30 protein-coding genes are annotated in these 26,741 nt (G+C 69.6%); 15 read left to right on the top strand and 15 right to left on the bottom strand.

Features of this window, described 5'->3' with window-relative positions:
* Positions 1-48: 48 nt before the first annotated feature.
* Both IEY88_RS23755 and IEY88_RS23750 read left to right on the top strand, forming a co-directional pair.
* The gene (locus IEY88_RS23755; RefSeq protein WP_189157004.1) at positions 49-1,275 is read left to right on the top strand and encodes an MFS transporter; all 1,227 of its coding nucleotides are present in this window, start codon (positions 49-51) and stop codon (positions 1,273-1,275) included.
* Between the two features lie 14 nt (positions 1,276-1,289).
* Complete coding sequence (locus tag IEY88_RS23750; protein ID WP_189157003.1) at positions 1,290-1,799, top strand: hypothetical protein; 510 nt, start codon at positions 1,290-1,292, stop codon at positions 1,797-1,799.
* A 4-nt stretch (positions 1,800-1,803) separates the two neighbouring features.
* Here the strand turns inward: IEY88_RS23750 and IEY88_RS23745 are convergent, their stop codons facing one another.
* Genes IEY88_RS23745 through IEY88_RS23735 form a run of 4 tightly spaced genes read right to left on the bottom strand, consistent with a single transcriptional unit; the run spans position 1,804 to position 3,819 of the window.
* Positions 1,804-2,394 carry a nitrile hydratase subunit alpha gene (locus IEY88_RS23745; RefSeq protein WP_189157002.1) on the bottom strand — a complete coding sequence of 197 codons (591 nt, stop codon included), beginning with the start codon at positions 2,392-2,394 and terminating at the stop codon, positions 1,804-1,806.
* A complete protein-coding gene (locus IEY88_RS45545) occupies positions 2,387-2,653 on the bottom strand; it encodes an SH3-like domain-containing protein (RefSeq protein WP_268241261.1) in 267 nt (88 codons plus the stop codon). Before IEY88_RS45545 ends, IEY88_RS23745 begins: the two co-directional genes overlap by 8 nt.
* Positions 2,646-2,897: an SH3-like domain-containing protein gene (locus IEY88_RS45540; RefSeq protein ID WP_268241260.1), complete on the bottom strand. Its 252-nt coding sequence runs from the start codon at positions 2,895-2,897 to the stop codon at positions 2,646-2,648. The genes IEY88_RS45545 and IEY88_RS45540 overlap by 8 nt, the downstream gene beginning before the upstream one ends.
* A gap of 1 nt (position 2,898) precedes the next feature.
* Entirely contained in the window at positions 2,899-3,819 is a 921-nt protein-coding gene (locus IEY88_RS23735; RefSeq protein ID WP_189157001.1) for a TIGR01777 family oxidoreductase, read from the bottom strand.
* A 97-nt stretch (positions 3,820-3,916) separates the two neighbouring features.
* On the opposite strand from IEY88_RS23735, the gene IEY88_RS23730 reads away from it, so the two are divergent.
* The 6 genes from IEY88_RS23730 to IEY88_RS23705 all read left to right on the top strand — a co-directional run bounded on the left by IEY88_RS23730 (position 3,917) and on the right by IEY88_RS23705 (position 10,890).
* Positions 3,917-4,945, top strand: a complete 1,029-nt coding sequence (locus IEY88_RS23730) for a substrate-binding domain-containing protein (protein WP_189157000.1) — start codon at positions 3,917-3,919, stop codon at positions 4,943-4,945.
* Positions 4,946-4,978: 33 nt separating this feature from the next.
* Entirely contained in the window at positions 4,979-6,277 is a 1,299-nt protein-coding gene (locus IEY88_RS23725; RefSeq protein ID WP_189156999.1) for an ABC transporter substrate-binding protein, read from the top strand.
* Entirely contained in the window at positions 6,274-7,149 is an 876-nt protein-coding gene (locus IEY88_RS23720) for a carbohydrate ABC transporter permease (RefSeq protein WP_229693677.1), read from the top strand. Before IEY88_RS23725 ends, IEY88_RS23720 begins: the two co-directional genes overlap by 4 nt.
* The gene (locus IEY88_RS23715) at positions 7,149-7,976 is read left to right on the top strand and encodes a carbohydrate ABC transporter permease (protein ID WP_189156998.1); all 828 of its coding nucleotides are present in this window, start codon (positions 7,149-7,151) and stop codon (positions 7,974-7,976) included. The genes IEY88_RS23720 and IEY88_RS23715 overlap by 1 nt, the downstream gene beginning before the upstream one ends.
* Positions 7,973-8,923 carry a hydroxyacid dehydrogenase gene (locus IEY88_RS23710; RefSeq protein WP_229693676.1) on the top strand — a complete coding sequence of 317 codons (951 nt, stop codon included), beginning with the start codon at positions 7,973-7,975 and terminating at the stop codon, positions 8,921-8,923. Before IEY88_RS23715 ends, IEY88_RS23710 begins: the two co-directional genes overlap by 4 nt.
* Positions 8,924-9,162: 239 nt before the next feature.
* The gene (locus IEY88_RS23705) at positions 9,163-10,890 is read left to right on the top strand and encodes a DUF2264 domain-containing protein (protein WP_189156997.1); all 1,728 of its coding nucleotides are present in this window, start codon (positions 9,163-9,165) and stop codon (positions 10,888-10,890) included.
* Here the strand turns inward: IEY88_RS23705 and IEY88_RS23700 are convergent.
* The 4 genes from IEY88_RS23700 to IEY88_RS23685 are packed head-to-tail and all read right to left on the bottom strand — an operon-like array spanning position 10,882 to position 14,814.
* Positions 10,882-11,883: a LacI family DNA-binding transcriptional regulator gene (locus tag IEY88_RS23700; RefSeq protein WP_189156996.1), complete on the bottom strand. Its 1,002-nt coding sequence runs from the start codon at positions 11,881-11,883 to the stop codon at positions 10,882-10,884. The genes IEY88_RS23705 and IEY88_RS23700 overlap by 9 nt on opposite strands.
* Positions 11,884-11,897: 14 nt before the next feature.
* On the bottom strand, positions 11,898-12,704 hold the full coding sequence (locus IEY88_RS23695; protein WP_189156995.1) for a carbohydrate ABC transporter permease: 807 nt from the start codon (positions 12,702-12,704) through the stop codon (positions 11,898-11,900).
* Positions 12,701-13,582 (bottom strand): carbohydrate ABC transporter permease, encoded by an 882-nt coding sequence (locus IEY88_RS23690; protein ID WP_229693675.1) that lies wholly within the window; start codon positions 13,580-13,582, stop codon positions 12,701-12,703. Before IEY88_RS23690 ends, IEY88_RS23695 begins: the two co-directional genes overlap by 4 nt.
* Positions 13,579-14,814, bottom strand: a complete 1,236-nt coding sequence (locus tag IEY88_RS23685; RefSeq protein ID WP_229693674.1) for an ABC transporter substrate-binding protein — start codon at positions 14,812-14,814, stop codon at positions 13,579-13,581. Before IEY88_RS23685 ends, IEY88_RS23690 begins: the two co-directional genes overlap by 4 nt.
* Positions 14,815-14,954: 140 nt before the next feature.
* Between IEY88_RS23685 and IEY88_RS23680 the strand changes: the two genes are divergently transcribed.
* Genes IEY88_RS23680 through IEY88_RS23670 form a run of 3 tightly spaced genes read left to right on the top strand, consistent with a single transcriptional unit; the run spans position 14,955 to position 18,494 of the window.
* Entirely contained in the window at positions 14,955-17,024 is a 2,070-nt protein-coding gene (locus IEY88_RS23680; protein WP_189156993.1) for a glycoside hydrolase family 9 protein, read from the top strand.
* A 17-nt stretch (positions 17,025-17,041) separates the two neighbouring features.
* Positions 17,042-17,971: a glycoside hydrolase family 6 protein gene (locus IEY88_RS23675; RefSeq protein ID WP_229693673.1), complete on the top strand. Its 930-nt coding sequence runs from the start codon at positions 17,042-17,044 to the stop codon at positions 17,969-17,971.
* Positions 17,972-18,011: 40 nt separating this feature from the next.
* Complete coding sequence (locus tag IEY88_RS23670) at positions 18,012-18,494, top strand: hypothetical protein (protein ID WP_189156991.1); 483 nt, start codon at positions 18,012-18,014, stop codon at positions 18,492-18,494.
* 6 nt (positions 18,495-18,500) lie between these two features.
* On the opposite strand, the gene IEY88_RS23665 is transcribed toward IEY88_RS23670, so the two are convergent.
* The 3 genes from IEY88_RS23665 to IEY88_RS23655 all read right to left on the bottom strand — a co-directional run bounded on the left by IEY88_RS23665 (position 18,501) and on the right by IEY88_RS23655 (position 20,519).
* The gene (locus tag IEY88_RS23665) at positions 18,501-18,881 is read right to left on the bottom strand and encodes a class I SAM-dependent methyltransferase (RefSeq protein WP_189156990.1); all 381 of its coding nucleotides are present in this window, start codon (positions 18,879-18,881) and stop codon (positions 18,501-18,503) included.
* A gap of 61 nt (positions 18,882-18,942) precedes the next feature.
* Entirely contained in the window at positions 18,943-19,350 is a 408-nt protein-coding gene (locus IEY88_RS23660; protein ID WP_189156989.1) for a VOC family protein, read from the bottom strand.
* 68 nt (positions 19,351-19,418) lie between these two features.
* Positions 19,419-20,519, bottom strand: a complete 1,101-nt coding sequence (locus tag IEY88_RS23655) for an acyl-CoA dehydrogenase family protein (RefSeq protein WP_189156988.1) — start codon at positions 20,517-20,519, stop codon at positions 19,419-19,421.
* Between the two features lie 139 nt (positions 20,520-20,658).
* Between IEY88_RS23655 and IEY88_RS23650 the strand changes: the two genes are divergently transcribed.
* Positions 20,659-21,318 (top strand): winged helix-turn-helix transcriptional regulator, encoded by a 660-nt coding sequence (locus tag IEY88_RS23650; protein WP_189156987.1) that lies wholly within the window; start codon positions 20,659-20,661, stop codon positions 21,316-21,318.
* Positions 21,319-21,422: 104 nt separating this feature from the next.
* Positions 21,423-21,857: a DoxX family membrane protein gene (locus IEY88_RS23645; protein ID WP_229693672.1), complete on the top strand. Its 435-nt coding sequence runs from the start codon at positions 21,423-21,425 to the stop codon at positions 21,855-21,857.
* An 11-nt stretch (positions 21,858-21,868) separates the two neighbouring features.
* Here the strand turns inward: IEY88_RS23645 and IEY88_RS23640 are convergent, their stop codons facing one another.
* Complete coding sequence (locus IEY88_RS23640; RefSeq protein WP_189156986.1) at positions 21,869-22,243, bottom strand: PH domain-containing protein; 375 nt, start codon at positions 22,241-22,243, stop codon at positions 21,869-21,871.
* An 83-nt stretch (positions 22,244-22,326) separates the two neighbouring features.
* On the opposite strand from IEY88_RS23640, the gene IEY88_RS23635 reads away from it, so the two are divergent.
* Entirely contained in the window at positions 22,327-22,854 is a 528-nt protein-coding gene (locus IEY88_RS23635; RefSeq protein ID WP_229693671.1) for an SgcJ/EcaC family oxidoreductase, read from the top strand.
* On the opposite strand, the gene IEY88_RS23630 is transcribed toward IEY88_RS23635, so the two are convergent.
* Genes IEY88_RS23630 through IEY88_RS23620 form a run of 3 tightly spaced genes read right to left on the bottom strand, consistent with a single transcriptional unit; the run spans position 22,811 to position 25,242 of the window.
* The gene (locus IEY88_RS23630; protein ID WP_189156985.1) at positions 22,811-24,079 is read right to left on the bottom strand and encodes a sensor histidine kinase; all 1,269 of its coding nucleotides are present in this window, start codon (positions 24,077-24,079) and stop codon (positions 22,811-22,813) included. The two genes, IEY88_RS23635 and IEY88_RS23630, sit on opposite strands and share 44 nt — an antisense overlap.
* Positions 24,076-24,729 carry a response regulator transcription factor gene (locus tag IEY88_RS23625; RefSeq protein ID WP_189156984.1) on the bottom strand — a complete coding sequence of 218 codons (654 nt, stop codon included), beginning with the start codon at positions 24,727-24,729 and terminating at the stop codon, positions 24,076-24,078. The genes IEY88_RS23630 and IEY88_RS23625 overlap by 4 nt, the downstream gene beginning before the upstream one ends.
* Before the next feature lie 9 nt (positions 24,730-24,738).
* A complete protein-coding gene (locus tag IEY88_RS23620; RefSeq protein WP_189156983.1) occupies positions 24,739-25,242 on the bottom strand; it encodes a DUF6886 family protein in 504 nt (167 codons plus the stop codon).
* 18 nt (positions 25,243-25,260) lie between these two features.
* Between IEY88_RS23620 and IEY88_RS23615 the strand changes: the two genes are divergently transcribed.
* Positions 25,261-26,289 (top strand): hypothetical protein, encoded by a 1,029-nt coding sequence (locus IEY88_RS23615; RefSeq protein ID WP_189156982.1) that lies wholly within the window; start codon positions 25,261-25,263, stop codon positions 26,287-26,289.
* Positions 26,290-26,741 lie beyond the last annotated feature (452 nt).

Raw genomic sequence — 26,741 nt, 5'->3', positions numbered from 1 at the left:
TCGATCCTCGGGGGATCGGGCGGCTCCCGCCGTTGTACGGTGCCGGGAATGGGGGAGATGTTCGCGCCTTTGGCGCATCCGGCTTTTCGCTGGCTCTTCGCAGGCCGTCTCACGACCGTCATCGGCAACTCGATGGCACCGATCGCACTGGCCTTCGCCGTGCTCGACCTGACCTCGTCGGTCACCTCGCTCGGCCTCGTCGTCGCCGCGCGGTCCGTGACGAACGTCGTGTTCCTGCTGTGGGGCGGGGTGGTCGCGGACCGGCTGCCGCGCCAGCTCGTGCTCGCCGGGTCGTGCGCGGTCAGCTTCGTCAGCCAGGCCCTGATCGCGGCGCTCGTGCTCACCGGAACCGTGTCGCTGCCGTGGTTCGTCGTGCTGTCGGCCGTCAACGGCATGTCGAGCGCGTTCGCCTTCCCGGCGTCCGCGGCGCTGGTGCCGCAGACGGTGCCGGGCGACCTGCGCCAGCGCGCCAACGCGTTGCTGCGCCTCGGGCTGAACACCGGCAACATCGGCGGCGCGTCGCTCGGCGGGCTGCTGATCGCGTTCACCAGCCCCGGCTGGGGTCTCGCGGTGGACGCGCTGTCGTTCGCCCTCGCCGGCGTGTTCTTCGCGTTCGTGCGCGTGCCCGCCGCCCGTGCCGCGGCCGAGCACAAGCCCTCGGTGTTCTCCGAGCTGAAGGTGGGCTGGACGGAGTTCGTGGCACGGCAGTGGGTCTGGGTCGTGGTCGTGGCCTTCACGTTCGTCAACGCGGCGTACGCGGGTGGCGTGTTCATCCTCGGCCCGGTGCTGGCCGACAGCACGTTCGGCCGCGAGGTGTGGGGCCTGGTGCTGGCCTCGCAGACCGCGGGCATGGTCGCGGGCGCGTTCGTCGCGATGCGGCTGAAGGCCCGCCGCCTGCTGCTCGTCGGGGTGGCCTGCGTGGGCGCGTTCGCGTCGCTGCCGCTCGCGATGGTCCTGCACCCGGAACCCTGGGCGCTCGTGCTGGCCGCGTTCGTGTGCGGCCTCGGCCTGGAACAGTTCGGCGTGGCGTGGGAGACCTCGTTGCAGCACCACGTTCCCGAGGACAAGCTCGCGCGCGTGTACTCCTACGACATGCTCGGGTCGTTCGTCGCGATCCCGCTGGCACAGCTCGCGATCGGGCCGGTGTCGCACGCGGTGGGCACGTCGGCGGCGCTGCTCGGGTGCGCGGCGATCTACGTGCTGGCGACCGCCGGCATGCTCGCGTCCCGGTCGGTGCGAACCGTCGTGAACGAGCCCGTGGCGCAGCCCGTGTGACTACAGTGCCCCGCATGGGGAGACTTCTGGGGGTTCTTGCCGTCGCATTGCTGTGCGCGGCCTGTTCCGCTGATGAGAAGCCGGTGCCGCCGACCACGAACCAGGCGGCGCCGTGCCAGGTCGAGGAGAACGTGCCGCAGCCGGTGCAGCGGTTCGCCGCCCAGCCGACCAACGGCGGCGGCCCGGACATCGCACCGCACCACGTCGAGAACAACGGCTGGAAGCAGCGCAAACCGCTGAACGCCGAAGCCACCGCGAAGGGCCGGGACACGATCGCTCGTGTCAGCCCGATCCTGAAGCGGGTGTGCGAGACGGGCGACTTCTCCGTCGACACCACGAGGAAAGCGCTGGCCGAGCTGCGGCCGCAGGTGGAGCAGCCTTACCCGGACCAGCGCTTCCTCGGGTTCACGATCACCCTCGACGGCGGGACGTGCGTGCTCGGGGACCTCAAGCCCGGCCTGGTGAGGATCTTCCTCGACGGCACGAACGGCGAGGGTTCCTGCTACACCCCCAAGACGCACTAGGGGCCTACACGGCGGCCGTGCCGATCAAACCGTTGCGCGTCACCAGCGCCGCGAGCCCGGCCTCCGTCAGGTCCTCCGTGCCGCCGGGCCGGCGCGGCAGGACCATGTACCGCGACTCGGCGTTCGCGTCCCACACCTCGATCTTGGTGCTCTCGGGCAGGGTGAGCCCGAACTGCTCCAGCACCTCGCGCGGGTGGCTGACCACCCTCGCGCGGTACGCCGGGCTCTTGTACCAGGTGGGGGACGGGCCGAGCAGCGAGAGCGGGTAGCAGCTGCACAGCGTGCACACGATGACGTTGTGCACGTCCTCGGTGTTCTCGACGACGTGCAGCTGTTGCACCTGCAGGCCGCCGCCCATCGACAGGCCCAGTTCGGGCAGCGCGTCGTTGGCGTCGTCCAGCAGGCGTGCCCGGAAGCCGTCGTCGGTCCAGGCCCGTGCCACGACCCGGAAACCGTTGGCGGGGGAGGCCTTCGCCGCGAACGCCTCCAGCACCTGGTCCAGTTCCCGCGGGTCGAGCAGGCCCTTCTCCTCGAGGATCGCTTCCAGCTCCCGGACGCGCGCGGCGATCGGGGAGTCGTCGTGGTCGTCACTCATCGCTGAGGTAGTCCTCCCAGAGGGACAGCGTCACGTCGTGGTCGCCGTGCCCGAACAGTTCGCGTGCGGAGAACCGCACCAGGTACACCTGTTGTGGCTGCTGGATCCCCTGCGCGCTCAGGTCCGCGAGCGGGTGGACGCCGTCGCCGCCGATCACCGTGCCGACGCGGCCGCGCGCGTAGTGCGGCAGCCTCATGTGGTGGTCGGGGTCCACTGTGGACGTCCGGACCCGGTCGCCCGTCCGGTAGCCCTCAGACAACGCCGCGCTCCTTCAGCAGCGTCTGGATCGCGCGGAACCAGTTCTCGTAGTACGACGACTGGTGCGACATCGTGCGTTCGACGGCGTCCCGGAACTCGTCGAGGTTGTAGATCCCGCGGCCGATCAGGGCCCGGTTCATGGCCATGACGTGTGCTTCCCAGTCGGCGTGGAAGGGCGGTTCGTCCAGTTCCTCGAGAACCGGGCCGAAGCCGTCCTGGCCGCCTACGTCGTTGAGTCTCGGCATCTCACCTCCTGCGCTCAGTCAGATTCTGCGCCGCCTCCCGCCAGTTCGGGAAGTGGAACTCGAACCCGGCCCGCTGGAGCCTGCCCGGCACGACCCGGCGGCTCTTGAGCAGCAGCTCGGTGTCGGTGCGCAGGGCGAACGCCCCGAGCTCGGCCATCCAGCTCGTCGCGGGCAGTCCCACGGGCACCTTCCACGCGCCGCGGAGCTCGCGCATGAACTCCCGTTGCGGCAACGGGTTCGGTGCCGCCAGGTTGACAGCGCCCGCGATCGGTTCCCTGATCAGCAGCGCGGCCGCCCGCACGAAGTCGTCGTCGTGGATCCACGAGACGTACTGGCGCCCGCCCGCGACCGGCCCGCCCAGCCCGAGGCGGGCCATCCACGACAGGTAGTCGAAGGCACCGCCCCGGTCAGGGCTCATCACCATCGCGGACCGCAGCGCGACCTTGCGGGTGCCCGGCGTGTCGGCCTCGTCCAGCTCGGCCTCCCAGCGCTTCGCGATCTCGACGCTGTACGTCCAGTAGCCCGGCACGTCCCGCTCGCGGCCGCCGAGGGTCCCGGTCTCCTCGTCGTTGGCCGCGTCGAACCGGTGCGCGTAGATCGTCGCCGTGCTCATCTGCAGCCACACCGCGGGCGGGTTCTCCGCCTTCGCGATGGCCTCGCCGACGACCCGGGCCGAGTCCACCCGCGACCGCATCATCTGCCGCAGGTTCTCGGCGGTGTAGCGGCAGCTCACGCTCCGCCCGGCCAGGTTGATCACGACATCCGCGCCGTCGATCTCCTCGGCCCACCTGCCGAGCGTGTGCCCGTCCCAGCGCACGCCGGAGCTGCGGCCGATGATCACCACCTCGTGGCCAGCCGCCTTCAACGCGCGGGTCAGCACGCCGCCGACCTGCCCTGTTCCACCTGGAATCACGATCTTCATGTCGACCATCCCCCTCGCGCCCGACGCTATCGCCCGGTTGCTGAGAGGTGTTTCAGTTATGCTCGCGCGAAACGCTCAAACGAACAGGCGGTCGGTCATGCGGGAGTCCAGCGAGGCACGACGGCAGCGGATCCTGGCCGTCACGGCGTCGCGGGGCACGGTCAAGGTGAGCGATCTGGCCGAGGAACTCGACGTTTCGATCGTCACGATCAGACGGGACGTCGAGGAACTCGCCCGGCTCGGCAGGCTGCGGCGCGGGCACGGTGTCGTGCGGTCCCTCACGCCCGTGGAGCAGCCGGAGCTGAAGCAGGCCACGAACGGTGCGATCGCGCTGGTCGTGCCGGAGCGCCACACGTACCTCTACGAGACGATGAACGGCGCCCGCAGAACCCTCGAAGAGGCCGGCATGCGCGTGGTCCTGCACATCGCGCCACAGGTCAGAGGTGCCGAACGGCCGATCGTCGAGAAGGCTTTGACCGAACCCGTGCAGGGGATGCTGATGGCGCCGCGCTGGCGGACGTTCGAGGAGGAGGCCGAGGACGACTGGCTCGCGGACACCGGTGTGCCGACCGTTCTGATGGAACGCCGCCCGAGCGGTGGCCTGCGGGCGATGAACTCCGTGTGCTCGGACCACTGGTACGGCATGCATCTAGCCGTGAAGCACCTGACCGACCTCGGGCACCGTCGGATCGTGCTCGCCGCACGCGACGACAGCCCGACGGCGCGCGTGCTGCGCAGGGCGTTCCTGGAGATCTCGGCAGGTCTGGAGGACGCGCACGTCATGCGCAGCTCGCCGGACGCCGGACTGGTGAACGTGCTGCGGAGGCGCGGGGCCACGGCGGCGGTGCTGCACGGCGACGAGGACGCGTTGATGCTGGTCCAGCAGATGATGAGCGCCGGGATCGACGTGCCCGGGATGTGCTCGGTGGTGTCGTACGACGACGTGGTCGCGTCGCTCGGCAGCATCCCGCTCACGGCCGTCGCGCCGCCGAAGACCGAGGTTGGCAAAGTCGCTGCCGAACTGCTGCTCCGGAAGCTGAAGGGCGAGGTCACGGCCACCGCGCGGGTCGAACTGCTGCCCACGTTGAAGATCCGCTCATCGACTGAGCGTTTGACTGTTTCTTGACGACAAACCGATCAGGCGATCAGGATGCGATCCATGCGCCTGAGTCGTCGCACACTTCTCGCGGCGGGTCTCACGGCATCGCTGGCGGCCTGCTCCACTCCGCAACGCCGCGGTGCCGGAGGTCCGGTGGAGATCACGTTCTGGTCGGCCCTGCGAGGTAGCCAGCAGGTCGTCGACGCGTTCAACTCCTCGCAGAACCGCATCAGGGTGGTCTTCCAGCAGATCCCCTCCGGTGGGCAGGGCGGGTACGCCAAGCTCAGCAACGCGGCTCGTGCGGGCAACGCACCGGACGTCGCCACGATCGAGTACCCGCAAGTGCCTGGATACGCGATCGACGGCGTGGCCCGGGACATCACCGACCTCGTGACCGACCGCCTGAAGCAGAAGCTGCTGCCGCAGGCCCTCAAGCTCACGACCTTCGACGACCGGGTGTTCAGCGTCCCGCTCGACGTCGAGCCGATGGTCCTGCACTACCGCGCGGACCTCTTCCAGGCCAACGGGTTCGAGATCCCGGCGACCTGGGACGAGTTCGCCGCCCTCGCCCGGACGGTGAGGTCCAGGTTCCCCGACAAGAGGCTCACGCTGTTCCCCACTGACGGCGGCACGCAGTTCGCCTGCCACGCCTGGCAGGCCGGCGCGCGGTGGTTCGACACCAGCGGCGGCAAGTGGCGCGTGTCCCTGGCCGACGAGCCGACCAGGAAGGTCGCGGCCTACTGGCAGGGGCTGATCGACGAGGACCTGGTGTTCCGCAACGCGGGCGACAGCAAGCAGCACGACGCGCAGATCGGCCAGGACCGGGTGATCACCAGGCTCAGCGGCGCGTGGGACGCGGGGGCGCAGATGAGGGCGAGGCCCGCGCAGAAGGGCAAGTGGCGCATCGCCCCCGTGCCGGTCTGGGACGAGCAGGTGGTCGGCACCCACGGCGGTTCGACGTTCGCAGTCACCAAGGACTCGCGGCAGCCCGAGGCCGCGATGGAGTTCATCGAATGGCAGTGCACCCACCCGGACGCGCTGACGGCCCGGCTGAAGAGCGGCACCAGCAGCCAGTACCCGGTGGCGCCCGGCCTGGTCGAGGCGGGCGCCAAGGCGTTCCCCGGCGAGTACTACGGCGGCCAGGACATCTACCGGCTCTTCCAGCAGGAGGCGGACAAGATCCGCGACGGCTGGGTGTGGGGCCCGCGGATGACCGCCACCCTGAAGGTCATGCAGGACGGGTTCGCGAAGGCGGGCGCCGGTGCCGGCACGGTGATCGACGCGGTGCGGGAGGCTCAGAGCGGCACGATGCCGGACCTCAAAGCGCTCGGTCTGTCCACTGAGGAGGGAGCGAGGTGAAGGGCAAGCTCGCCTGCGCGGTCCTCATGGCGCCGTTCTTCCTGTTGCTCGTCACGGTCTTCCTCATCCCGACCGGCACGGCGATGTGGCTCAGCTTCTTCGCCGCCGACCAGCCGGGCCTCGGGTTCGGGCCGGAAAGCACGGTGTTCGTCGGCCTGCGCAGCTACGGCGCCGTGCTCAGCGACCCGACGTTCCTCAACAGCATGTTCACCGTCGTGCTGTACTGCCTGCTCTACATCCCCCTGATGGTCGCCGGCGCGCTCACCCTCGCGTTGCTGCTCGACTCCGGCGTGGCGAAGCTGCGCGGCTGGATGCAGATGGGCCTCTACCTGCCGCACGCCGTGCCGGGCATCATCGCGGCGCTGATCTGGCTCTACCTTTACACGCCCGGCCTGAGCCCGATCATCGACCTGTTCGCCAAGGCGGACGTGCGGATCAGCTTCCTCGGCATCGACACCGTGCTGCCGTCGATCGTGAACATCGCCCTGTGGAGCAACCTCGGCTACAACATGGTGATCTTCTACGCCGCGTTGCAGGCGGTGCCGCGCGAGGTTTTGGAAGCGTCCGTCGTGGACGGTGCGGGACCGGTCAAGCAGGCCCTGCGCATCAAGGCACCGCTCGTGCGCGGCGCCATCGTCACGGTCGGCATCTTCACGCTGATCTGGGCGCTGCAGCTGTTCACCGAACCGATGCTGCTCAGCCAGTCCACGCCGATGATCAGCGCCCGGTTCTCGCCGAGCATGTACATCTTCGACGCCGCCTTCACCCGCAACAACTACGGCCTCGCCGCGGCCGCGTCCGTGATCCTGCTGGCCTTCACGGTCGCGCTGTCCTACGGCGTCACCCGCTGGACGAACAGGAAGGCCGGCTGATGACCCTCCTCGGTCGCACCACGGTGAACGTGGTCATCGGCGTCTCGGTGCTCTACACCCTGCTGCCGGTGATGTGGCTGCTGCTCGCCGCCACGAAGAACGTCGACGCCCTGTTCAACAGCGACCTGTTCGGCGGGTTCTCGCTGGTGGAGAACGTTCGCAACCTCTTCGAGATGGACAAGGGGCTCTACGGGCGCTGGTACCTCAACAGCCTGCTGTACGCGGTGATCGGCGCGGGCGTCAGCGCGTTCATCTCGATCGCCGCCGGCTACGCGTTCGACAAGTACTCCTTCCGCCACAAGGAGAAGCTCTTCGGGCTCGTCCTCGCGGCGGTCATGGTGCCGCAGACCGTGCTCGCGCTGCCGCTGTACCTGATGGCGTCCGAGGCGGGCCTGGTGAACACGTTCTGGGCGGTGTTCATCCCGGCGCTGTTCAACCCGTTCGGCGTCTACCTCGGCCGGATCTTCGCCCAGGGCTACGTGCCGGACGAGGTGCTGGAGGCCGCGCGCATCGACGGCGCGGGCGACCTCGCCACGTACTTCAAGGTCGCGTTCAGGATGCTCGGACCGGGCATGGTCACGCTGTTCCTGTTCCAGCTCACCACGATCTGGAACAACTTCTTCCTGCCCATGGTGATGCTGTCCGACCAGAAGCTCTATCCCGTCAGCCTCGGCCTCTACCAGTGGAACAGCTCGGCCACGGTGTCGCCCGAGTACTACCCGGTGGTGATCATGGGATCTCTCTTCGCGGTGCTGCCGCTGATCCTCGCGTTCATGTTCCTGCAACGGTTCTGGAAGGCCGGCATGACCTCGGGAGCCGTCAAGTGAGGGCCGCGGGCGTGATGTCGGAGGAGGCCGCCTCCGTCGTCCTCGCGCCCGTGCTCCACGACCTGCGGGCGGTCTGCGACTTCCGCGGTGTGACGCCCGGTTTCGATGCCGTGCCGGACATCGACCTGCTCGTCACGGGCTGGGGCTGCCCGCCGATCACCGCCGAGGTGCTCGCCGGGTTGCCGAGCCTGCGCGCGATCGTGCACACCGCCGGCTCGGTCAAGGGCTTCGTCACCGACGCCTGCTGGGAGCGCGGCCTCGCGGTCTCGTCGGCCGCGCAGGCCAACGCGCTGCCGGTCGCCGAGTACACCGTCGCGATGATCCTGCTCAGCGGCAAGCGGGTGCTCGAACGAGCCCGCGAATACCGTTCCACCAAACAGATGTCGGTGTACGGCGTCCCCGTGTCGGTGGGCAACTTCGGCGCCACGGTCGGCATCCTGTCGGCGTCGATGATCGGCCGCCGGGTGATCGAGCTGCTGGCGCCCTACGATTTCCACGTGCTGGTGCACGACCCGTTCGTGACCGAAGTGGACGGTGCCGAGTCCGTGGGCCTCACCGAGCTGTTCGAACGCAGCGACGTCGTCAGCGTGCACACGCCGCTGCTGCCCGAGACCAGGGGACTGGTCAGCGGTGAGTTGCTGGGCCTGTTGCGCGACGACGCCGTGCTGATCAACACCGCGCGGGGTGCGGTGGTGGACCAGGACGCGTTGGTGGCCGAGGTGGGGCGGATCCGTGCCGTGCTCGACGTGACCGACCCGGAGGTGCTGCCCGTGGACCACCCGTTGTGGCGGTCGGACGCCGTGCTGATCACCCCGCACCTGGCCGGGTCGCAGGGCAACGAGTGGGGCCGGCTCGGACGGCACGCCGTGGACGAGGTCCGGCGGTGGGCCGCGGGGGAGGGGTTCGCCACTCCCGTTCCGGCGGATCGACGGGAGAGAATCGCGTGAGGTCGCTGGACGAGAGCGGGCTGCGGGTGGAGCGGAAGGGCGGGTCGTGTCGGGGTGCCGGTCTGGCGCGGGCGGCCGGTGGAGTGGAAGGGCGGGTCGTCCCAGGCACCGGTCTGGCGCGAGCGGCCGGTGGAGCGGAAAGGCGGGCCGCGTGAGGTCGCTGGCCGAGAGCAGGCAGCCGGTGGAACGAAAGGGGCGGCTCGCGTGACACCGCCACATAACCGAAGGGACCGCAGCGCGTGAAACTCCCACCCCCCGACCACGTCCTCAGCCCGCACACCGGTTTCACCCGCGAGCACTGGGTGGCCGCCGCCGACGGCCTGCTCGACGCCGCGTGGCGGCACGCCTCCCCCGACCAGGCCTTCCTGGACCTGCCCGGCCGTCCCTCCCGCAGCGGTGTCCGGTCGGACGGTCTGGAGGGCTACGCCCGCACGTTCCTGGCGGCCGCTTTCCGCACCGCGCACGGCGAGGACCCGCACAACCTGCTGGAGCGCTACGCCGCTGGTCTGACCGCGGGCACGGCGGGGCGGTGGCCCGCGATCTTCGACGTCGGGCAGCCCATGGTCGAGTCGGCGTCCGTGGCACTGGGCCTGCGCCTCACCAGGCCGTGGCTGTGGGACAAGCTCCCCGAGCCGGTCCAGGACCGTGCCGAGGAGTGGCTGCGTGGGGCGCTGCGGCACGTTCCGGCGGCCAACAACTGGTACTTCTTCCCGTACACCGTGGCGTCCTTCCTGGAGTCGGCCGGCCGTGGCGACGACGAGACCCGCCTGGCCAAGCAGCGCGCGATGGATCTGCTGCGGGGCTGGTACGTCGGCGACGGCTGGTACTCCGACGGTGACGGGCGCGCGTTCGACCACTACAACGGCTGGGCGCTGCACCTCTACCCGGCGCTGGACGCGTACCTGGACGGCTGGCCGGTCAGCACGCACCTGCGCGAGCACCTGGAGAGCTTCCACCTGCTCTTCGGCGCGGACGGCGCCCCGCTCTACTTCGGACGGTCGCTCACCTACCGCTTCGCCGCCGCGGCCGCCGTCGCGCTCGGCGCGGTCACCCGGGACACGCCGCTGAGCTTCGGCCACTCCCGTCATCTCATCAGCAACTCGCTGAAGTACTTCCTCGACCGCGGCTCGCTCACCGACGGCCTGCTCAGCCTCGGCTGGCACGGCCCGCACGAGGCCAGCCTACAGCCGTACTCGGGCCCGGCCTCGCCCTACTGGGCCTCCAAGGCCTTCGTCTGCCTGCTCGCCCGCCCGGACCATCCACTGTGGACCGAGACGGAGGAGGCGCCGGACGAGGACCGCACGCTCGCGCTGCCGGGCCCCGGCTTCCTCATCCAGCGGCACAACGGCGTCACGAGGCTGCACAATCACGGCAGCGACCACGTCCGGCCGTTCGAGGGCGAGTACGCCACCGAGGACGACCCGCTCTACAGCCGGTTCGCCTACTCGACCGCCACCGGTCCGACGTCGCGGCACAACATCGCCGACAACCACCTCAGCCTGGTCTTCCGGGGTGACCGCAGCGTGCGCAGGCGGATCCACCCGCTGGGCGCGCGGGACAACTGGGCCGCGTCGTGGCACCGGCCGGTGTTCGACGCGCACCAGCCGACCGTGCCGGGGCTGCGGGTCGAGAGCGTCACGGCCGTGTGGGAGGACCAGGAGCTGCGGATCCACCGCGTGATCGGCGCGCCGCCCGGGACGAGGGCCGAGCTGACCGGCTGGGCCACGGACCTGCCCTCGCCGCTGGAGAACGTGCGGGGGTGGACCGGCGTGGAGTGGCAGACCGCGCCGCAGGGCACCGCGTTCACCACGACCGCGACCGTTCCGACGCTGACGGCGGACGTCGGGGGAACGGTCACGCTCGCGGCGGTGGCGGCCCTGGGCGGCACGATCGCGGACGTGGACTGGGACGCCCGCGTGGACGAGGTCCTGAAGGCGACGCTGGACGCCCCGGATCGGTCAGGCTGACTCGCGGACCACGAGCGACGTCGGCAGGATGAGCGACGTCGGGGTGTCCCCGTCGATCAGCCGCAGCAGCATCCGCGTCATCTCCCGCCCCAGCGCGTCGATCGGCTGCCGCACGGTCGTCAGCGCCGGGGTGGTGTGCTGGGCCGTCACGATGTCGTTGAACCCCACCACCGCGACGTCCGACGGCACCGCGATCCCGCGGGCGGCCAGCACCGACAACGCCCCGGCCGCCATCGCGTCCGAGGCCACGAACACCGCGTCGAGGTCGGGGGAGCGGTCCAGCAGCGAGGTCATCGCCGCCGCCCCGCCGGCCTCGCTGAAGTCGGCGTGCGCGACCCGCGAGTCGTCGAGCCCGGCCAGCACGACGGCCTCGCGGTACCCGAGGTACCGCGCGACACCGACGTGCTGGTCCTGCCCGCCGGTGATCGTCGCGATCCGCCGCCGCCCCGACGAGATCAGGTACTCGACGGCCTCGCGCGCGCCACCCCGGTTGTCCGCGTCGACGTAGTACCGGGGCTCGGAGTCGAGCGAGCGGCCGCCGTGCACCACGGGCACACCGCTCGACTCGGCCAGCGCGGACAGGGGGTCGTTCTCCTTCAACGCCAGCAGCATCACGCCGTCCGCCGCGCGCGCCCGGAAGATCCGGGAGAGCCGGGCCCGGCCGCGGTCGGACGCGGCGAGCACCAGCTGCAGCTCCAGGTCCGTCTCCTCGACCACCGCGTTGACGCCGGTGACGACCTGGGCGAAGAACAGGTTCGCGAACAGGCCGGGGTCGTCGCTCGAGATGGCCAGCACGACGGACCCGCGGCGTTGCCCGGCCAGTGACTGCGCGGTCTTGTTCGGGACGTACCCGAGCTGGTCGATCGCGCGCTCGACGGCGGCACGGGCCTTGCCGCTCACGTGCGGCGCGTTGTTGATCACCCGCGAGACGGTGCCGGTGGACACTCCGGCGTGTTTCGCCACGTCGTCCACGGTCACCGGCCGGTTGCTCATGCCCACAGTCTGCCTCACGCCTTGATCACGCCGTCCATGATCCCGCCGATGATCTGCTTGCCGAACAGCACGAACACCACCAGCAGCGGCACCGTCGACACGAGCGCGCCGGCGAACATCAGCGTGTAGTCGGTGTAGTAGGTCGTCGACAGCTGCGACAGCGAGAACTGCACGGTCGGGTTGTCGGCCTCCAGCACGGCCAGCGGCCACAGGAACTCGTTCCACGTCCCCATGAACGTGAACAGGCCGAGCACCGCCGCGCCCGGCCGCAACGCGGGCAGCACGACCGTCCAGTAGATCCGGAACGTCGAGCAGCCGTCCACCCGCGCCGCCTCGATCAGCTCGTCCGGCACGGCCTTCTCCGCGTACTGGCGCATCAGGAACACGCCGAACGCGGACACCAGCGACGGCACGATGATCGCCTCGAGGCGGTTCTGCCAGCCCAGCTCCACCATGATCAGGTACAGCGGGATGATGCCCATCTGCACCGGGATCATCATGGTGCCGAGGATGACCAGCAGCAGCGCGTTGCGGCCGCGGAAGCGCAGCTTGGCGAACGCGAAACCCGCCAGGGTGCTGAAGAAGACCACCGACACGGTCACCACGGCGGACGACAGGGCGGAGTTCCCCATGCCCAGCAGGAAGTTCGCCTGGTCGGCGTCGAAGAGCCTGCCGACGTTCTCCCAGAGGTTCGGGCCGGGCAGCAACGGTGGCGGCCAGTCGCCGACGACGTCGTTCGCGCGCGTCGCCACCACGAACAGCCAGTAGAGCGGGAACGCCGACAGCGCGATCGCCGCGGCCAGCGTGAGCCGGAGCATCATCGGCTCCTCCTCGTGATCAGGAAGTTCACCACGGCCAGCAGCGTGATCAGCAGGAAGATCACCCACGCCACGGCGGAGCCGTAGCCGTAGTCGAAGTCGCGGAAGGCCTTCTCGAACATGAACATCGACACGGTCTGGAACTGCCGCAGGCTGCCGCCGGAGATCGCGAACCCGCCCTGCGCGAAGATCAGCGGCTCGGTGAACAGCTGCATGCCCGCGATCGTCGACATGATCACGGTGAACAGGATCGCCGGCCGGATGTTCGGCACGGTGATGCTGAAGAACTGCCGGACCTTCGAGGCACCGTCCACAGTGGCCGCCTCGTAGAGGTCCTTCGGCACGGCCTGCATCGCGGCCAGGTAGATCAGCGCGTTGTACCCGGTCCAGCGCCAGTTCACCATCGTCGCGATCGCCGTCCACGACGACCACTTGTCGGCGTGCCAGTCGACCGGTGACACGCCCAGCAGTCCCAGCAACCCGTTCGCCATGCCCGCGTCGCGGTCGAAGATCTGGCTGAACACGATGCCGACGGCCGCCACCGACGTGACGATCGGCAGCAGCACGCCCATCCGCAGGAAGGTGAGCCCCCGCAGCTTCTGGTTGAGCAACGACGCCAGCACCAGTGCGCCGAACAGCTGTGGCACCGTGGCCAGCACGAGCATGCCGATCGTGTTGACCGTGGCGTTCCAGAAGTCCGGGTCGCCGAACAGCGTCGTGTAGTTGTCGAGGCCGACGAACCCGCCCTGCCCGGCGATGTCCCACTCGTGCAACGACACCCAGGCCGTGTACACGAGCGGGAACAGGCCGAACGCCGCGAAGATCACGAAGAACGGCGCGACGTACAGGTACGGGGCCCACTTCGAGTCGAGAGACTTCACTTGACCAGCCGCTTGGCGTCGTCCACGGCCTTGGTCCACGCGTCGGCGGGTGTGAGCTTGCCCTGCTCGACGGCGGTCAGCGCGTTGGCCACCCGGTCGTTGATCGCGATGTTGTCCGGCCCGAGGTAGACGGGCTTCAACGCCTTCACGCTCTCACCGAAGATCTTCCCGACCGGTGCGTCGCTGAAGTACGGGTTGGTGAAGTCGCGCACCGCCGGGTCGTCGATGGCCTGCGGTGACGACGGGAAGTTGTTCTTCGACTTGAACGCCGTGGTCTGGCCCTTGGCGCCGGTCAGGAACTTCGCCAGCTCGGCGGCCTCCTTCTGGTGCTTGCTCTGCTTGGGCACCGCGAGGAACGAGCCGCCGCGCACCGCGCCGTCACCGGGCACCCTCGTGACGTCCCACTTGCCCTTGAGCTCCGGCCCGGACTGCTTCTCGATCGTGCCGAGCATCCAGGACGGGCACGGGATCGTGGCGAACGCGCCGTTCTTGAAGCCCGCGTTCCACTGCGGACTCCACTGGTCGACGTTCGCGGACAGGCCCGCCTCGATCATCTTGATCGTCGTGTCCCACGCCGCGCGCACGCCCGGGTTGCTGTCGATCACCAGCTTGTTCGACCTGTCGTAGTACGTGTGGTCACCCTGCTGCATCAGCACGTTCTGGTACACGCCACCGGCCGAGTCGAAGAACTTGGCGCCCTTGAACGACTTCCCGACCTCGACGTACTTCTCCCAGGTGGGCCACAGCGCGCCGACCTGCTCGCGGTCGCTCGGCAGGCCCGCCGCGGCGAACAGGTCCTTGCGGTAGCACATGCCCTGCGCGCCGACGTCCGTGCCGAGACCGACGATCTTGCCGTCGCCCGTGACGGCCTGCTTCCACTTCCACGGCAGGAAGTTCGGCTCCAGCTCGGCCGCGCCGTGCTCGCGCAGGTCGGCGAACTGGTCCGGCTTCGCCATGAACTGGACGAGGATGCCCTCCTCCAGCGCCACCACGTCGCCCGCGCCCTTGCCGGTCTGCATCCACTGCTGCAGCTTCGGCGAGTAGTCGCCGAGCTTGCCGATGTTCTCCTCCTTGATCTTCACGCCGGGGTGCGACGCCTCGTACTCGCGGTAGAGGTCCTCGTAGCCGAACTGGCTGAAGGTCTTCACGACCAGGGTCGTGTCGCCGTCGGTGGCTTGGGCGCCGCAGCCCGCGAGCACGCAGACAGCGGCCAGTGCGATGAGTCTGGACAAGGGGGACCTCCAGGTCCGGCGGTTGGTCCGGAAGCGATTACGGTCTTTTGAAGTGCTGTGATGTGGCGTACAGTTCGCCAAAATTGGAAGCGCTTCCAAAACTGTAACCACGAGATGACGCATCTGTGAAGAGGCCACCAATGTCTGTTGGACTCAGATCCACCGCCGCCGCCCTGCCGGTCGTGCTGGCGCTGGCACTCGCGACCCCGGCGCTCGCCGCCGGGCACGAACGCGTGCTGAACGGCACCTTCGACGCGGGCAAGACCCCGTGGTGGAGCAGCGGGAACACGCCGTCGAAGGTCGTGGACGGACGGCTGTGCGCCGACGTTCCGGCTGGGACGGTCAACCCGTGGAGCTCGATGATCGGCCAGAACGACATCCCGCTGGAAGCCGGTCAGCCCTACACGCTGCGGTTCACCGCGTCCGCCACGAAGGCAGTCACGGTCCGCGCCGTCGTCCAGTCCACGCTGAACAAGGCGGCGGCGCTCACCCCGGCACCGCAGACGTTCGAGTTCACCGGGAGCTCGACGGTCTCGGACATCCACCAGCAGGTGTCGCTGCAGATGGGCGGCGCGACCGAGCCGTACACGCTCTGCCTGGACGACGTGTCGTTGACCGGCGGGGCGATCCCGCCCGGCGGTGGCTGGACCTACGGCTCACCGGTGCGCGTCAACCAGCACGCCTACGACGTCGACGGGCCCAAGCGGTCGACCGTCGTCAGCACGTCGGCCACACCCCTGTCGTGGCAGCTGAAGGACGCGGCCGGCAAGGTGGTCCGGAGTGGACGGACGGAGGTGCGCGGCGCGGACGCGTCGTCCGGCGACAGCGTGCACATCGCGGACTTCTCCGCGTACCGCAAGGCGGGCAGCGGTTTCACCCTGGCGGTCGGGCAGGACGTCTCACAGCCGTTCGACCTCGCGAAGAACCCGTACGCGCAGCTCAGCAAGGACGCGCTGGCGTACTTCTACCACAACCGGAGCGGTACCCCGATCGAAGCGGCACGGGTGGGGGAGAAGTACGCGCGCCCGGCCGGACACCTCGGTGACGCCTCGGTTCCGTGCCTGCCCGGCGTGTGCGACTACTCACTGGACGTGCGCGGCGGCTGGTACGACGCCGGCGACCACGGCAAGTACGTGGTGAACGGCGCGCTCGCCGCGTGGCAGCTCATGGACTCCTACGAACAGTCCCCGCGCCCGGACGTCCTCGACGAGGCGCGCTGGGAGGTCGAGTTCCTGATGCGCATGCAGGCGCCCGACGGCATGGTGCACCACAAGATCCACGACCTGGCGTGGACCGCGCTGCCGACCCTGCCGCACCTCGACCCGCAGCCCCGCTACCTGCACGCCGTCTCCACCGCGGCCACGCTGAACCTCGCCGCGGCCGGTGCCCGGTGCGCACGCGTGATCCCCGGCCTCGCGGCGCAGTGCCGGACCGCCGCCGAACGCGCGTGGAAGGCCGCGAACGAGAACCCGGCGGTCTACGCGCCGCGTGAGGACAACGTCGGCGGCGGCGCCTACGACGACACGAACGTCAGCGACGAGTTCTCCTGGGCGGCAACGGAGTTGTACGCGCTGACCGGGGACCACAGGTACCTGAAGCGGATCACCACGAAGCTGACCGAGGACGGCTTCTCGTGGAAGGACACCGGCGCGCTCGCGGACCTCACTATCCTGCGCACGCCCTGGCGCTTCCCGCTCGACAAGGTGATCCTCGCGAAGCTCAGGCTGCTCACCGTCGCGAACGGTTACGTGAAGTCGTTGCGGGAACAGGGTTATCCCGACCCGGCACCCGGCTACCTGTGGGGCTCGACCAGCTCCACCGCCAACGCCGCGATGATCATGGCGCGGGCACACGACCTGACCCGGCACCCCAAGTACCGCGACGCCGTGCTGGAGTCATTCGACTACCTGCTGGGCCGCAACGCGGTGAACCGGTCGTTCGTCAGCGGCTACGGCGAGCAGGCCGCCCGCAACCAGCACCACCGCCACTGGGCGAACCAGCTCGACCCGAAACTGCCCAATCCGCCCGCCGGTGCGCTCGCCGGTGGCCCGAACACCGGGTTGCAGGACCCGGTGGCGCAGCAGAACCTGCGCGGCTGCTCGCCGGCCAAGTGCTACATCGACGACATCGGCTCGTGGTCGACGAACGAGGTCGCGATCAACTGGAACTCCGCACTGGCATGGGTGGCCGCGTACGCAGATTCCCGTTAGCAGGAAGGAGATCCACAATGAGGTGGGTCCTGGCTGTGGTGACACTGCTGTTCCTCTTACCCGCGCCCGCACATGCGGCGAGTCCGCTCGACCTGACGAGCGGTTTCTACGTCAACCCGAACTCGTCGCCCGCGGTGTGGGCGCGCAACAACCCCGGTGACGCGCGAGCGTCGCGAATCCAGGCGTCGATCGGCTCCAGGCCGATCGCGCGCTGGTTCGGCAACGACCCGAACATCGGCAGCGTCGTCGCGAGCTACACCGGCGCCGCGGACGGCAACGACAAGCTGCCGGTGCTCGTCGCCTACAACCTGCCCGGCCGGGACGCGTGCGGCGGGCATTCCGGTGGCGGGGCGGGCTCCCCGGCGGCCTACCGGACGTGGATCTCCGGCTTCGCGGCGGGCATCGGCACGAAACCGGCGGTGGTCGTGATCGAGCCCGACGCGCTGGGCGACTTCGAGTGCATGACCCAGACGCAGATCAACGAACGCAACGCGATGCTCGTCTACGCCACGCAGATGTTCCAGCAGAAAGCACCCAACACCTACGCGTACCTCGACGGCGGCAACGCGGGCTGGGTAGCGGCGGCCACGATGGCGTCGCGCCTGAACGCCGCGGGCGTGCGCAACGTGCGCGGCTTCTCGGTGAACGTGTCGAACTACTACACGACCAGCGCGTCGGCGAGCTACGGCAACGCGGTCGTGTCGGCGCTGGGCGGCGGGCCGAGGTTCGTCATCGACACGAGCCGCAACGCCAACGGCAGCAACGGCGAGTGGTGCAACCCGGCCGGCCGCAGGCTCGGCGTCCCCGCGCAGGCGGGCGGCGGCGCGGAAATGCTGCTGTGGGTGAAGACGCCGGGCAACTCCGACGGCCAGTGCGGCATCGCGCCGACCGTTCCGGCAGGTCAGTTCAGTCCGGCGATCGCGGTCAGGCTCATCGACGGCACCTGAGCCGTGGGTAACGCGGTGGCGGCAGGCCCGATGAAGGGATGTGCGCATCACCCTCCTCGCCGCCGCCGCGTTCCTGCTCGCCGCCTGCACCTCCGAGCCGGAAGCCGCCCCGACGCAGGCCCCGGCGACCCAGACGACCGTCGAGCAGCCCGCCGGCAACGGTCCGAACTGCGCGAACGCCAACTCGTCCGTCGTGGGCAAGGCGCTCAACCTGAGGTTGCAGGGCCAGCGGGAGACCGTCGACAAGACCGTCACGACCTGCAACTACGTGGGCGCGGGCATGCCGGTCGAGGTGCGGTTCACGACGAACGCGACCGCGGCGACGTTCGCCAAGGGCAAGCCGGAGAAGGCCAAGGCCATCGACGGCCTGTTCGACGAGGCCTACGAGAGCTCGGCCGGCGGCGCGGAGACCGCCCAGCACACGGTGGCCGCGCGCAAGGGCAAGACGCAGATCGAGGTGGTGTCGCCCGCGGGCGTCGAGCCGTCGAAGAAGCTGATCACGGACCTGTTCGGCCGCATCTAGCAGGTCCTACACGGGGACGTCGAAGAACGACAGCACGCGGGCTCCTGGCGCGAGCCACGGCTCCACCAGCGCCCGCGCCCGTTCCGGATCCCGGTGGAACAGCCCGACCCGCACCGCGAACACCAGGTCGAACCGCCGGTCGCCGAGGTTCATGTCCTCGAGCGACGCGATGAGGAACTCCGCCTTGCCCGACGCCACGTGCACGGCGTTGCGGCGGGTCGCGGCCTCGACCATCTTCACCGAGCGGTCGACGGCGGTGAGCGTGCCGGTGGACAGCAGCTGGCACACCATCGTGGCGGCGACGCCCTGACCGCAGCCGATCTCCAGCACCCGGTCGGAGGGCCGGACGGCGAGTTGGCCGACCACACCCCGCAGACGCTCGCTCATGGTCCACATCATGCGCCAGCACGGCGGGCGGGGCCACTCCCGCGACCCCGCCGCACGACGATCAGCCCAGACCGCCCAGGTTGACCATCCAGCTGACGCCGAACTTGTCGACCAGGTCGCCGTACTCGTCGCCCCACATCTGCTTCTCCAGCGGCGTACCGACCTTGCCGCCCTCCGCGAGGGCGTTGAAGTAGTCGCGCAGCACCTCTTCGTCGCCGGACAACGACACCGTGATGCTGGAGCCGGACCGGTACTCCATGCCGGGTGGCGTGTCGGCGGCCATGATCGTGTAGCCGAGGTCTGTTTCCAGCTGTGCGTGCATGATCTGGTCGGCCTGCGGTGTGTCCTGCATGCCGAACTCACCGAAGGTGTTCATCTTCAGCTCGCCGCCGAAGACCGAGTGGTAGAACTCCATCGCCTGGCGGGCCTGGCCGTCGAAGCTGATGTACGGGTTGAGGCGAGTGGCCACCGGAATCGCTCCTTCTGCAGAGACGGACCCGCATACTCGCAAACCCTTGGCAGGCTTACAACTTGAACTTATTCCGTGACTCCCGGGTCACCCTGCGCGACCTTGCCCGCGTACACGAGTGTGGCTTCCGGCGTGAGCGGGTGGAACGTTCCGGCGCGCACGTCGCGGTAGGCGCGTTCGAGCGGTGAGCGCTTGAAGAACGACCGTCCACCCAGGACCTCCATCGCGATGCTGACGACCTCGATCGCCTCCACGACGGCCTGGCGCTTGGCCAGCATCACGGTGGTGACGGTCTCGGCGCCCGCGGTGTAGTCGTCGCCGAGCTCCTCGATCGAGCCCATCAGCGACCACCACGCGGTGCGCAGCTTGTAGTCCATCAGCCCGATCTGGCGCACGGCGTTCTTCGACGTCGACCGGACGGCCACGTCCCGAGCGCCCGACGCGATGCCGAAGTACGTCGACCCGACCACCGGTGCGAAGTGGACGACCGCCGCGAACAGGGGAGCGCCGAACTCGCCGTACGGCCGGCGGGCCGCGATCTTCTCGGCCGGGACGAACACGTCCTCCAGCACGACGTCGTGGCTGGCCGTGCCGCGCATGCCGAGCGTGTCCCAGGTTTGCTCGATGCGCACGCCGTCGGCGTTCAACGGGGCGCTGAAGTGCAGCACCTCGTCATCGAGGACGGCGCACGTGGCGACGACGTTCGCACGCGGCGACTGGCTGCAGAACGCCTTGCGCCCGCTCACCAAGAAGCCGCCCTCGACAGGTGTCGCCGTCGTCGTCGGCCACAGCCAGTCCGACCCGCCGCTGGTCGCGATGACGAGGCCTTCCGCGGCCACGCGCCGCAGCACGCCCTCCGCGTCCGGTGCGCCCTTGCGGCGCCGGTAGCACTGCATCAGCGTCAGGTACAGGTGCATGGTGACGGCCAGCGCGGTGGCGCCGTCGTGCCGCGCGAGCTCCGCCTGCGCGTAGCAGACCTGGCGCATGGTGGCGCCGAGCCCGCCCAGTTCCTCGGGTACGGCCAACGCCAGGTAGCCCTCCTCGCGCATCGCCGCGTAGGCCTCGCTCACGAACGTGGCGTCCCGGTCGTGCTCGGCCGCGTGGGCCGCCGCGATCGCGCCGATGCGTGCGGCCATGTCGACGAACTTCGCGTCGTCGTCTCTGGTCACGGTGGGGAACGTGCTGGTCACCCGTGGTGCGTCAAGAGTTGTCATAGGACGAAGGTAGGAACGCGCAAGCCCCGCGGGTAGTTCTGAAAGTGAACCGGACGGCGGTAACGAAACCCCCTCCGCGGCGGAGACTTCCCCTGTGAGGACCTATGCGCAGTACTGCCCGATCGTCCGCGCCGTCGAGGTGCTGGGCGACCGGTGGACATTGCTGATCGTGCGGGACATGCTCGTCGGTGCCTCGCGCTTCAACGAGCTCTCGCGCGGCCTGCCGGGGCTCTCCCGCGCGCTGCTGTCGCGGCGGCTGCGGCAGCTCGCGACCGCCGGTCTGGTGCGGCGCACCGGCGACGGCTACACGCTGACACCGTCCGGGGAAGCGTTGCGCCCCTTGGTGTTCGGCCTCGCGGACTGGGGCGCCCGCTACGCGTTCGGCGACCCGCGCGCCGACGAGCTCGACCCCGAGGTGCTGATGTGGTGGATGCACGGCCGCATCGACACCGGGTCGCTGAGCAAGCGCGCGAACATCGAGGTCCGCATCAGCGACCGCCGCCGCACGTTCTGGCTCGTCCTCGAACCCGGCGACGCCTCGGTCTGCTACACCGACCCCGGCCTCGAGGTCGACGCCGTGCTGGCGTCCGACATCGCCACGCTCTACCGGATGTGGGAGGGGGAGTTCGAACTGCTCGACGCGGTGCGCGCGGGCACGATCGAGCTGACCGGCCCGCGCTGGGTGGTGCGCGGCCTGCCGGGCTGGCTGAAGCTCAGCCCGATCGCCGAGGTCGTGCGCGCCGCGCGCGTCTGATCAGCGCTTTCAAAGTTCTCGAAGATTTTCTGGGCGGTCGTGTCGATCCAGCCTGGTGCCGTTCGACGCATCAGTGGAAGGACACGACAGCCCAGGAGGACACCATGACCGCGCTCGCCACCGCCCCCGCCACCGCCCGCAGGTCGGCCGCCGCCCGCCACGCCACGCTCGTGACGCGCGTGCTGACCGGTCTGCTGTTCACCGTGACCGGCCTGAACGGCTTCCTGAACTTCATGCCCGCACCGGACCCGAGCACGATGGCGCCGGCCGGGGTCGCGTTCACCGCGGCGCTGTACGCGACGGGCTACATGCTGCAGCTGGCCTCGGGAGTGCAGGTCGTCGCGGGCGTCCTGCTGGTGGCCGGCCGGTTCGTGCCGCTGGCCCTCGCACTCCTGGCCCCGATGGTCGTGAACATCTTCCTGATCCACCTGTTCCTGGAGCCCTCGGGCATGGGCATGGCGCTCTTCGTCGTCGCCGCCGAGATCGGTCTGGCGTGGGCGTACCGCGACAAGTTCCGCCCGATGCTGCAGGCCCGCTGAGCGCGCTACCGCTACCGCACGAACGCGGCCAGCATCCCCTGCACCTCGTAGACGTCGACGCCCTTGCCGAACTGCTTGGAGATCGGGGCATCCGCGCCGGAGACCCAGATCTTCAGTTCGGCGTCGAGGTCGAAGTGCCCGGCCGTCTCGACCGAGAACTGCGTGATCGCCTTGTACGGCACCGAGTGGTACTCGACCTTCTTGCCCGTCATGCCCTGCTTGTCGACCAGGATCAGCCGCCGGTCGGTGAACAGGAACGAGTCGCGCACCAGCTGGTACGCCGCGTGGATCTGCTCACCGTGCGCCAGCAGCCGCCCGAACTCCTTCGCGGCGTCCCGCGGGTCGAGCTTCGACGCGTTCCCCATCATTCCGCTGAGAAGTCCCATGCGTCCACGTTTACCAGGCTTTCCGAAACCTTGTCCCGGTGCTGGCCCGCTCCTGTCCCGGCCTTTCCGGTCGTCACCCCAAAGTGGATCTCAACAGCCACTCGATCGGGGAGAACGACACGATGCACCAGCACCTCATCGGAGCCGCCGGACTGGTCGGGGCGACCGCCCTGCTCGTCGGATGTTCCAGTGCCCCAGCGCAATCCTCCAGCGGGTCCGAGGTGGGGCCGACGACCGAGCAGATCAAGGCGTTGTTCGCCGACTGGAACGCGTCCCTCGCGACGGGGGACGCCCAGAAGGTGGCCGATCGCTACGCTCCGAACGCGGTCCTGCTGCCCACGGTGTCGAACCAGGTGCGGTCCACGCGGGCGGAGATCGTGGACTACTTCGAGCACTTCCTGAAGAACAAGCCGAGCGGGACGATCCTCGACTCGCACGTCGCCGTGCTGGACACCGACGACGCGATCGACGCGGGCACCTACCGGTTCGCGCTCACCCGGGAGGGCAAGCCGACGACCGTCGACGCCCGCTACACGTTCGTCTACGAGAAGGTCGACGGGAAGTGGCTCATCGTGAACCACCACTCGTCGGCGATGCCGGAGCGAGTCTGATCCGCACGCACAGCCCGCCGCTCGACGCCTCCTCCAGCGACACCGCGCCGCCGTCGTCGGTGACGAGCTGCTTCACGATGGCGAGCCCGAGGCCCGACCCGCCCCGGCCGGTGAGGCCCTGGCCGCGCCAGAACCTGTCGAACGCCCGCGCCCGGTCGGCCTCGGGCAGGCCGGGGCCGGCGTCGATGACTTCCACCGAACCGGGCCGCGTCGTGCGGACGAGGATCGTGGCGCCGTCCGGGGACACCTCCAGCGCGTTGGACAGCACGTTGTCGAGCACCTGCTCGAGGTGTCCCGGCGTCGCCAGGACGCGGATGTCGAAGCCCTCGCTGACCAGGGAGATCGAGCGCTCGTCGGCGGCGGCGCGCCAGGCGGTGAACCGTTCCGCGACGACGTCGAGCACCTGCACCGGTTCGGGGTGGGCGACGTCGGCCTCGGCGCGGGCCAGCGCCAGCAAACCGTTGACCAGCCTGGACATCCGCACGACCTCGGCCGTCGCCATCTCGACGTCCTCGCGGACCGTCGGATCGTCCACGCCGTCGGCCACGTTGTCGAGGCTGAGCCGCAACGCCGTCAGCGGCGTGCGGAGCTGGTGCGAGGCGTCGCCGATGAACGCGCGCTGCGAGCCGACCAGCGTGCCGATGGTCTCGGTGGCGGTGTTCAGGGTGCGGGCGAGCGTGCGGGTCTCCGGCGGCCCGGTCTCCTCGGCCCGCGCGGTCAGGTCGCCGTCGCGCAGCCTGCCCGCCATCGCGTTCAGCTCCCGCAACGGCCGGGTGACCCGGCGGGCGAGCCACAGGCCCAGGAACGCCGCCACGATCAGCACTCCCACGGCGAGCGCGGCGCGGAAACCCCAGATCTGCCAGAGCCGTTGCGTGATCGGACCGTCCGGATAGGACAGCCGGATCGCGCCGACGACCGTGCCGTCGGGCGTCTTCGCGGGCACCGTGAGCTTCAGGCCCTCGCCGTCCCAGTTCATCGACTCGCCCTGCGGTTCGAGGACGTCGATCTGGCCGAGCGTCTGCCGTTCGTAGGCGTCGATGAGCGCGCTCAGCGACCGCCTGTCGCCGGAGGCGAGCAGCAGCGCGGCGGTCTCGGCCTCGCGGCGCGCGGTGTTCTCCGCGTCGCCGTAGATCTGGTTGTTCAGCGTGAACGCCACCGGCACCGTGAACGCGGCGATCGCCACCGCGACCAGCAGCACGTAGCTCCAGACGAGCTGCCGGATCACGTGAGCACCAGCCGGAAACCCACGCCCCGCACGGTCTCCAGCGAGGCCGCGTCACCGAGCTTGCGGCGCAACACCCCGACGTGCACGTCGAGCGTCTTGGTGGGACCGAACCAGTGCGCGTCCCACACCGCCTCCATGATCTGCTCGCGGGTGAACACCGCGCCGGGGTCCTCGGCCAGGAACGCCAGCAGGTCGAACTCCTTCGGCGTCAGCTCGACCTCACCGCCGTCGAGGTGCACCCGCCGCCCACGCCGATCGATGCGCACCCGCCCGTGCGCTGCCTCCGGTTCCTTCCGTGCGGGCTGCACGCGCCTGAGGACCGCCCGCATCCGTGCGACGACCTCGCGCACCCCGAACGGCTTCGTGACGTAGTCGTCCGCACCGATCTCCAGCCCCACCACCCGGTCGACCTCGTCGGACCGCGCGCTGATCACGATGATCGGCACGTCCCCGCGCGCCCGCAGCTCGCGGCAGACGTCGAGTCCGTCCACGTCGGGCAGCCCGAGATCCACGAGGACCATCGAGAAGTCCCCGGCCACCAGCGCTTCCGCGCCCGTGCGCACCCACGTCACCTCGAACCCGTAGCGGGACAGCCCACGCGTGAGCGATTCCGCGATCGGCTCGTCGTCCTCCACCAGCAGCACCCGCATGGGCGCAGATCATCGCACTGAACGGGGGAGGGCGTTCCGCAGCCGGATGCCGCTGTACGCGAGCGGGCCGGCCACGACCTCGTCCACGAACGGCCAGAGGTTGGCGAGCACGCGCAGTTCGATGCCCGCCTCCTCGTGCAGCGCGAACAGGTCGCCGACGCGTTCGGCGGGCCCGAGCGGCACCACGGGTTCGGTCGCCACCATCGCGTGCCCACCTCCCGCGCCCTTCTCGCCGAACGGCCGGAACGGCGCCGCGTCGAAGCGGTACGCGTACAGCTCCGCGGTCCGCATCCGCTCCAGCCACCCGTACTCGACCGCGTGCACCCTGGCCGACCCGGAAATGGTGAGCACCCTCGGGCACTGGCGGGGGAACCAGTAGTCGGGCGAGCGGTGCGCGTCCACCGCCCACACGTACTCCTCGGCCTGCCGCGCGGTCGCCGCCACGTGCGGGACGAACCGGGTGATCGAAGGGTCCTCGGAGAAGTGCAACACCTGATCGTGTTCGGGCCGCATGTGGTCATACTGGCGCGCATGCGGAGGCTGACGCTCGCGGTTTTGCTCGTCCTCGCCGCCTGCTCCTCGGGCGGTGACGACAACACGGTCGGTTTCACCGCCGTCGATCTCACGGCCACACCGGAGGCGTTGGCCACGCACGGCGAGACGCTGGTCATCGGCACCCGCCCGTCCGACCACCCCGAACTCGTCACCCGCACCAAGGACGGCACGCTCGCGAACTCCCGGCTGACCCCGGCGACCCCGTACGGCAAGGAAGCGCACTGGTACGGCATCACCTCCGACGGCACCACGATCACCGGGGTCGGCGGCGAACGCGGTGGTGCGCACGGCAACGTCCGCTGGAGCGCCTGGACCGGCGACACCCGTGCCATCAACGAGAAACCGCAGGCCTTCAGCACGTTCGGCGGGTACGGCGCGGGCGAGCTGATCGGGCCGGTGCGCACCTCGAAGGGTCCGTTGATCATCGGCACCTGGCAGAGCGCCAAGGCGGGGCTCGACATCGCCGCCTGGACCTACACCGCCGACACGTGGACCCGGCAGCCTTCCGCCGGCACCGTCCTCGAGAGCTCGCAGGAGCTCCTCCGCTTCCCGCTCGCCGTGACGCCGGACGGAGACGGCGCGCTGGTGGCCGGCTGGCAGATCGCGAAGGGCGTGGTGAGCGCCGCGGTCTGGCGGTTCGACGGCACCGCCTGGACGACCGCCACCCTCCCGGACGGTGACGCGGCGCTGGCCGCCCGCTGCTGGGACGGCACCTGTCACGTGGTGGGCCGCGCTCAGGGCAGGCTCGCCTGGTGGTCGGGCAAGGGCGCGGACTGGAAGAAGGTCACCACCCCCGAGATCCCCGTGGGCGACGACGACACCCTGGCCGCGCCGGTCGACGTCAACGGCACGCCGACATTGCTCGTGGATCACGGCGGCGTGAAACTGGTGTCCGAAAAGGACGAAAAGCCCGCGGACGGCCCGTCCGGGAAGGTCGTCGCCGCGGAGAAGGCGGGTGATCAGGTTTTCGTGATCGCCGGCGGCCGTTTGTGGCGGCTTTCTTAGGCTGTCCTAATCCATCTGGCCGTGCCCGCTGTGACGCGGTTCACGCCGTTCGGGCTAGCCGTGCCTGAGCTGCTCGGACGTTCTGCCTGCTCCGCATCGATGCAGTAACCGTGCACGCCTGAAGCGCTTCACAGCGTGATGTCCGGTTTCCGATCACATTGCGCTGCTTGTCCCACGTCTTCTGGTCAATGCATTCACCCAGATGCGTCACAACCATCCGTGCCGAGACAGAACTTCACGCTGAATACGGCGATCCGGCCGCACAATGGTCACGCTTGGACACACAATTGACGAGAGTCAACTGTTGATGTGGCTGTTCCACCGGCCAATCCTTCACGCATGGGTGACTATGGCCCGGTCAGTGGGCCTCCACGCATTGGTGGGGGTGGGCAGCGGTCCGCCAGAACGGCGGTTAATCTCTTGCAACTCGTCCACTGCAATCCAGTGAGCCG

The sequence above is a fragment of the Lentzea pudingi genome (genome assembly GCF_014646255.1).
Taxonomy (GTDB): domain Bacteria; phylum Actinomycetota; class Actinomycetes; order Mycobacteriales; family Pseudonocardiaceae; genus Lentzea; species Lentzea pudingi.
The sequence above is the reverse complement of the archived record's forward strand: the minus strand, read 5'-3'. Positions and strand labels throughout refer to the sequence as shown.

Bases quoted from the DNA above. Each gene is read 5' to 3' on its own strand.
- IEY88_RS23715 (WP_189156998.1), top strand. From the start codon at position 7,149: ATGACCCTCCTCGGTCGCACCACGGTGAACGTGGTCATCGGCGTCTCG.
- IEY88_RS23675 (WP_229693673.1), top strand. From the start codon at position 17,042: ATGAGGTGGGTCCTGGCTGTGGTGACACTGCTGTTCCTCTTACCCGCG.
- IEY88_RS23750 (WP_189157003.1), top strand. From the start codon at position 1,290: ATGGGGAGACTTCTGGGGGTTCTTGCCGTCGCATTGCTGTGCGCGGCC.
- IEY88_RS23735 (WP_189157001.1), bottom strand. From the start codon at position 3,819: ATGAAGATCGTGATTCCAGGTGGAACAGGGCAGGTCGGCGGCGTGCTG.
- IEY88_RS23665 (WP_189156990.1), bottom strand. From the start codon at position 18,881: ATGAGCGAGCGTCTGCGGGGTGTGGTCGGCCAACTCGCCGTCCGGCCC.
- IEY88_RS23725 (WP_189156999.1), top strand. From the start codon at position 4,979: ATGCGCCTGAGTCGTCGCACACTTCTCGCGGCGGGTCTCACGGCATCG.
- IEY88_RS23730 (WP_189157000.1), top strand. From the start codon at position 3,917: ATGCGGGAGTCCAGCGAGGCACGACGGCAGCGGATCCTGGCCGTCACG.
- IEY88_RS23755 (WP_189157004.1), top strand. From the start codon at position 49: ATGGGGGAGATGTTCGCGCCTTTGGCGCATCCGGCTTTTCGCTGGCTC.
- IEY88_RS23745 (WP_189157002.1), bottom strand. From the start codon at position 2,394: ATGAGTGACGACCACGACGACTCCCCGATCGCCGCGCGCGTCCGGGAG.
- IEY88_RS23645 (WP_229693672.1), top strand. From the start codon at position 21,423: ATGACCGCGCTCGCCACCGCCCCCGCCACCGCCCGCAGGTCGGCCGCC.
- IEY88_RS23615 (WP_189156982.1), top strand. From the start codon at position 25,261: ATGCGGAGGCTGACGCTCGCGGTTTTGCTCGTCCTCGCCGCCTGCTCC.
- IEY88_RS23695 (WP_189156995.1), bottom strand. From the start codon at position 12,704: ATGATGCTCCGGCTCACGCTGGCCGCGGCGATCGCGCTGTCGGCGTTC.
- IEY88_RS23620 (WP_189156983.1), bottom strand. From the start codon at position 25,242: ATGCGGCCCGAACACGATCAGGTGTTGCACTTCTCCGAGGACCCTTCG.
- IEY88_RS23625 (WP_189156984.1), bottom strand. From the start codon at position 24,729: ATGCGGGTGCTGCTGGTGGAGGACGACGAGCCGATCGCGGAATCGCTC.
- IEY88_RS23640 (WP_189156986.1), bottom strand. From the start codon at position 22,243: ATGGGACTTCTCAGCGGAATGATGGGGAACGCGTCGAAGCTCGACCCG.
- IEY88_RS23680 (WP_189156993.1), top strand. From the start codon at position 14,955: ATGTCTGTTGGACTCAGATCCACCGCCGCCGCCCTGCCGGTCGTGCTG.
- IEY88_RS45540 (WP_268241260.1), bottom strand. From the start codon at position 2,897: ATGCCGAGACTCAACGACGTAGGCGGCCAGGACGGCTTCGGCCCGGTT.
- IEY88_RS23700 (WP_189156996.1), bottom strand. From the start codon at position 11,883: ATGAGCAACCGGCCGGTGACCGTGGACGACGTGGCGAAACACGCCGGA.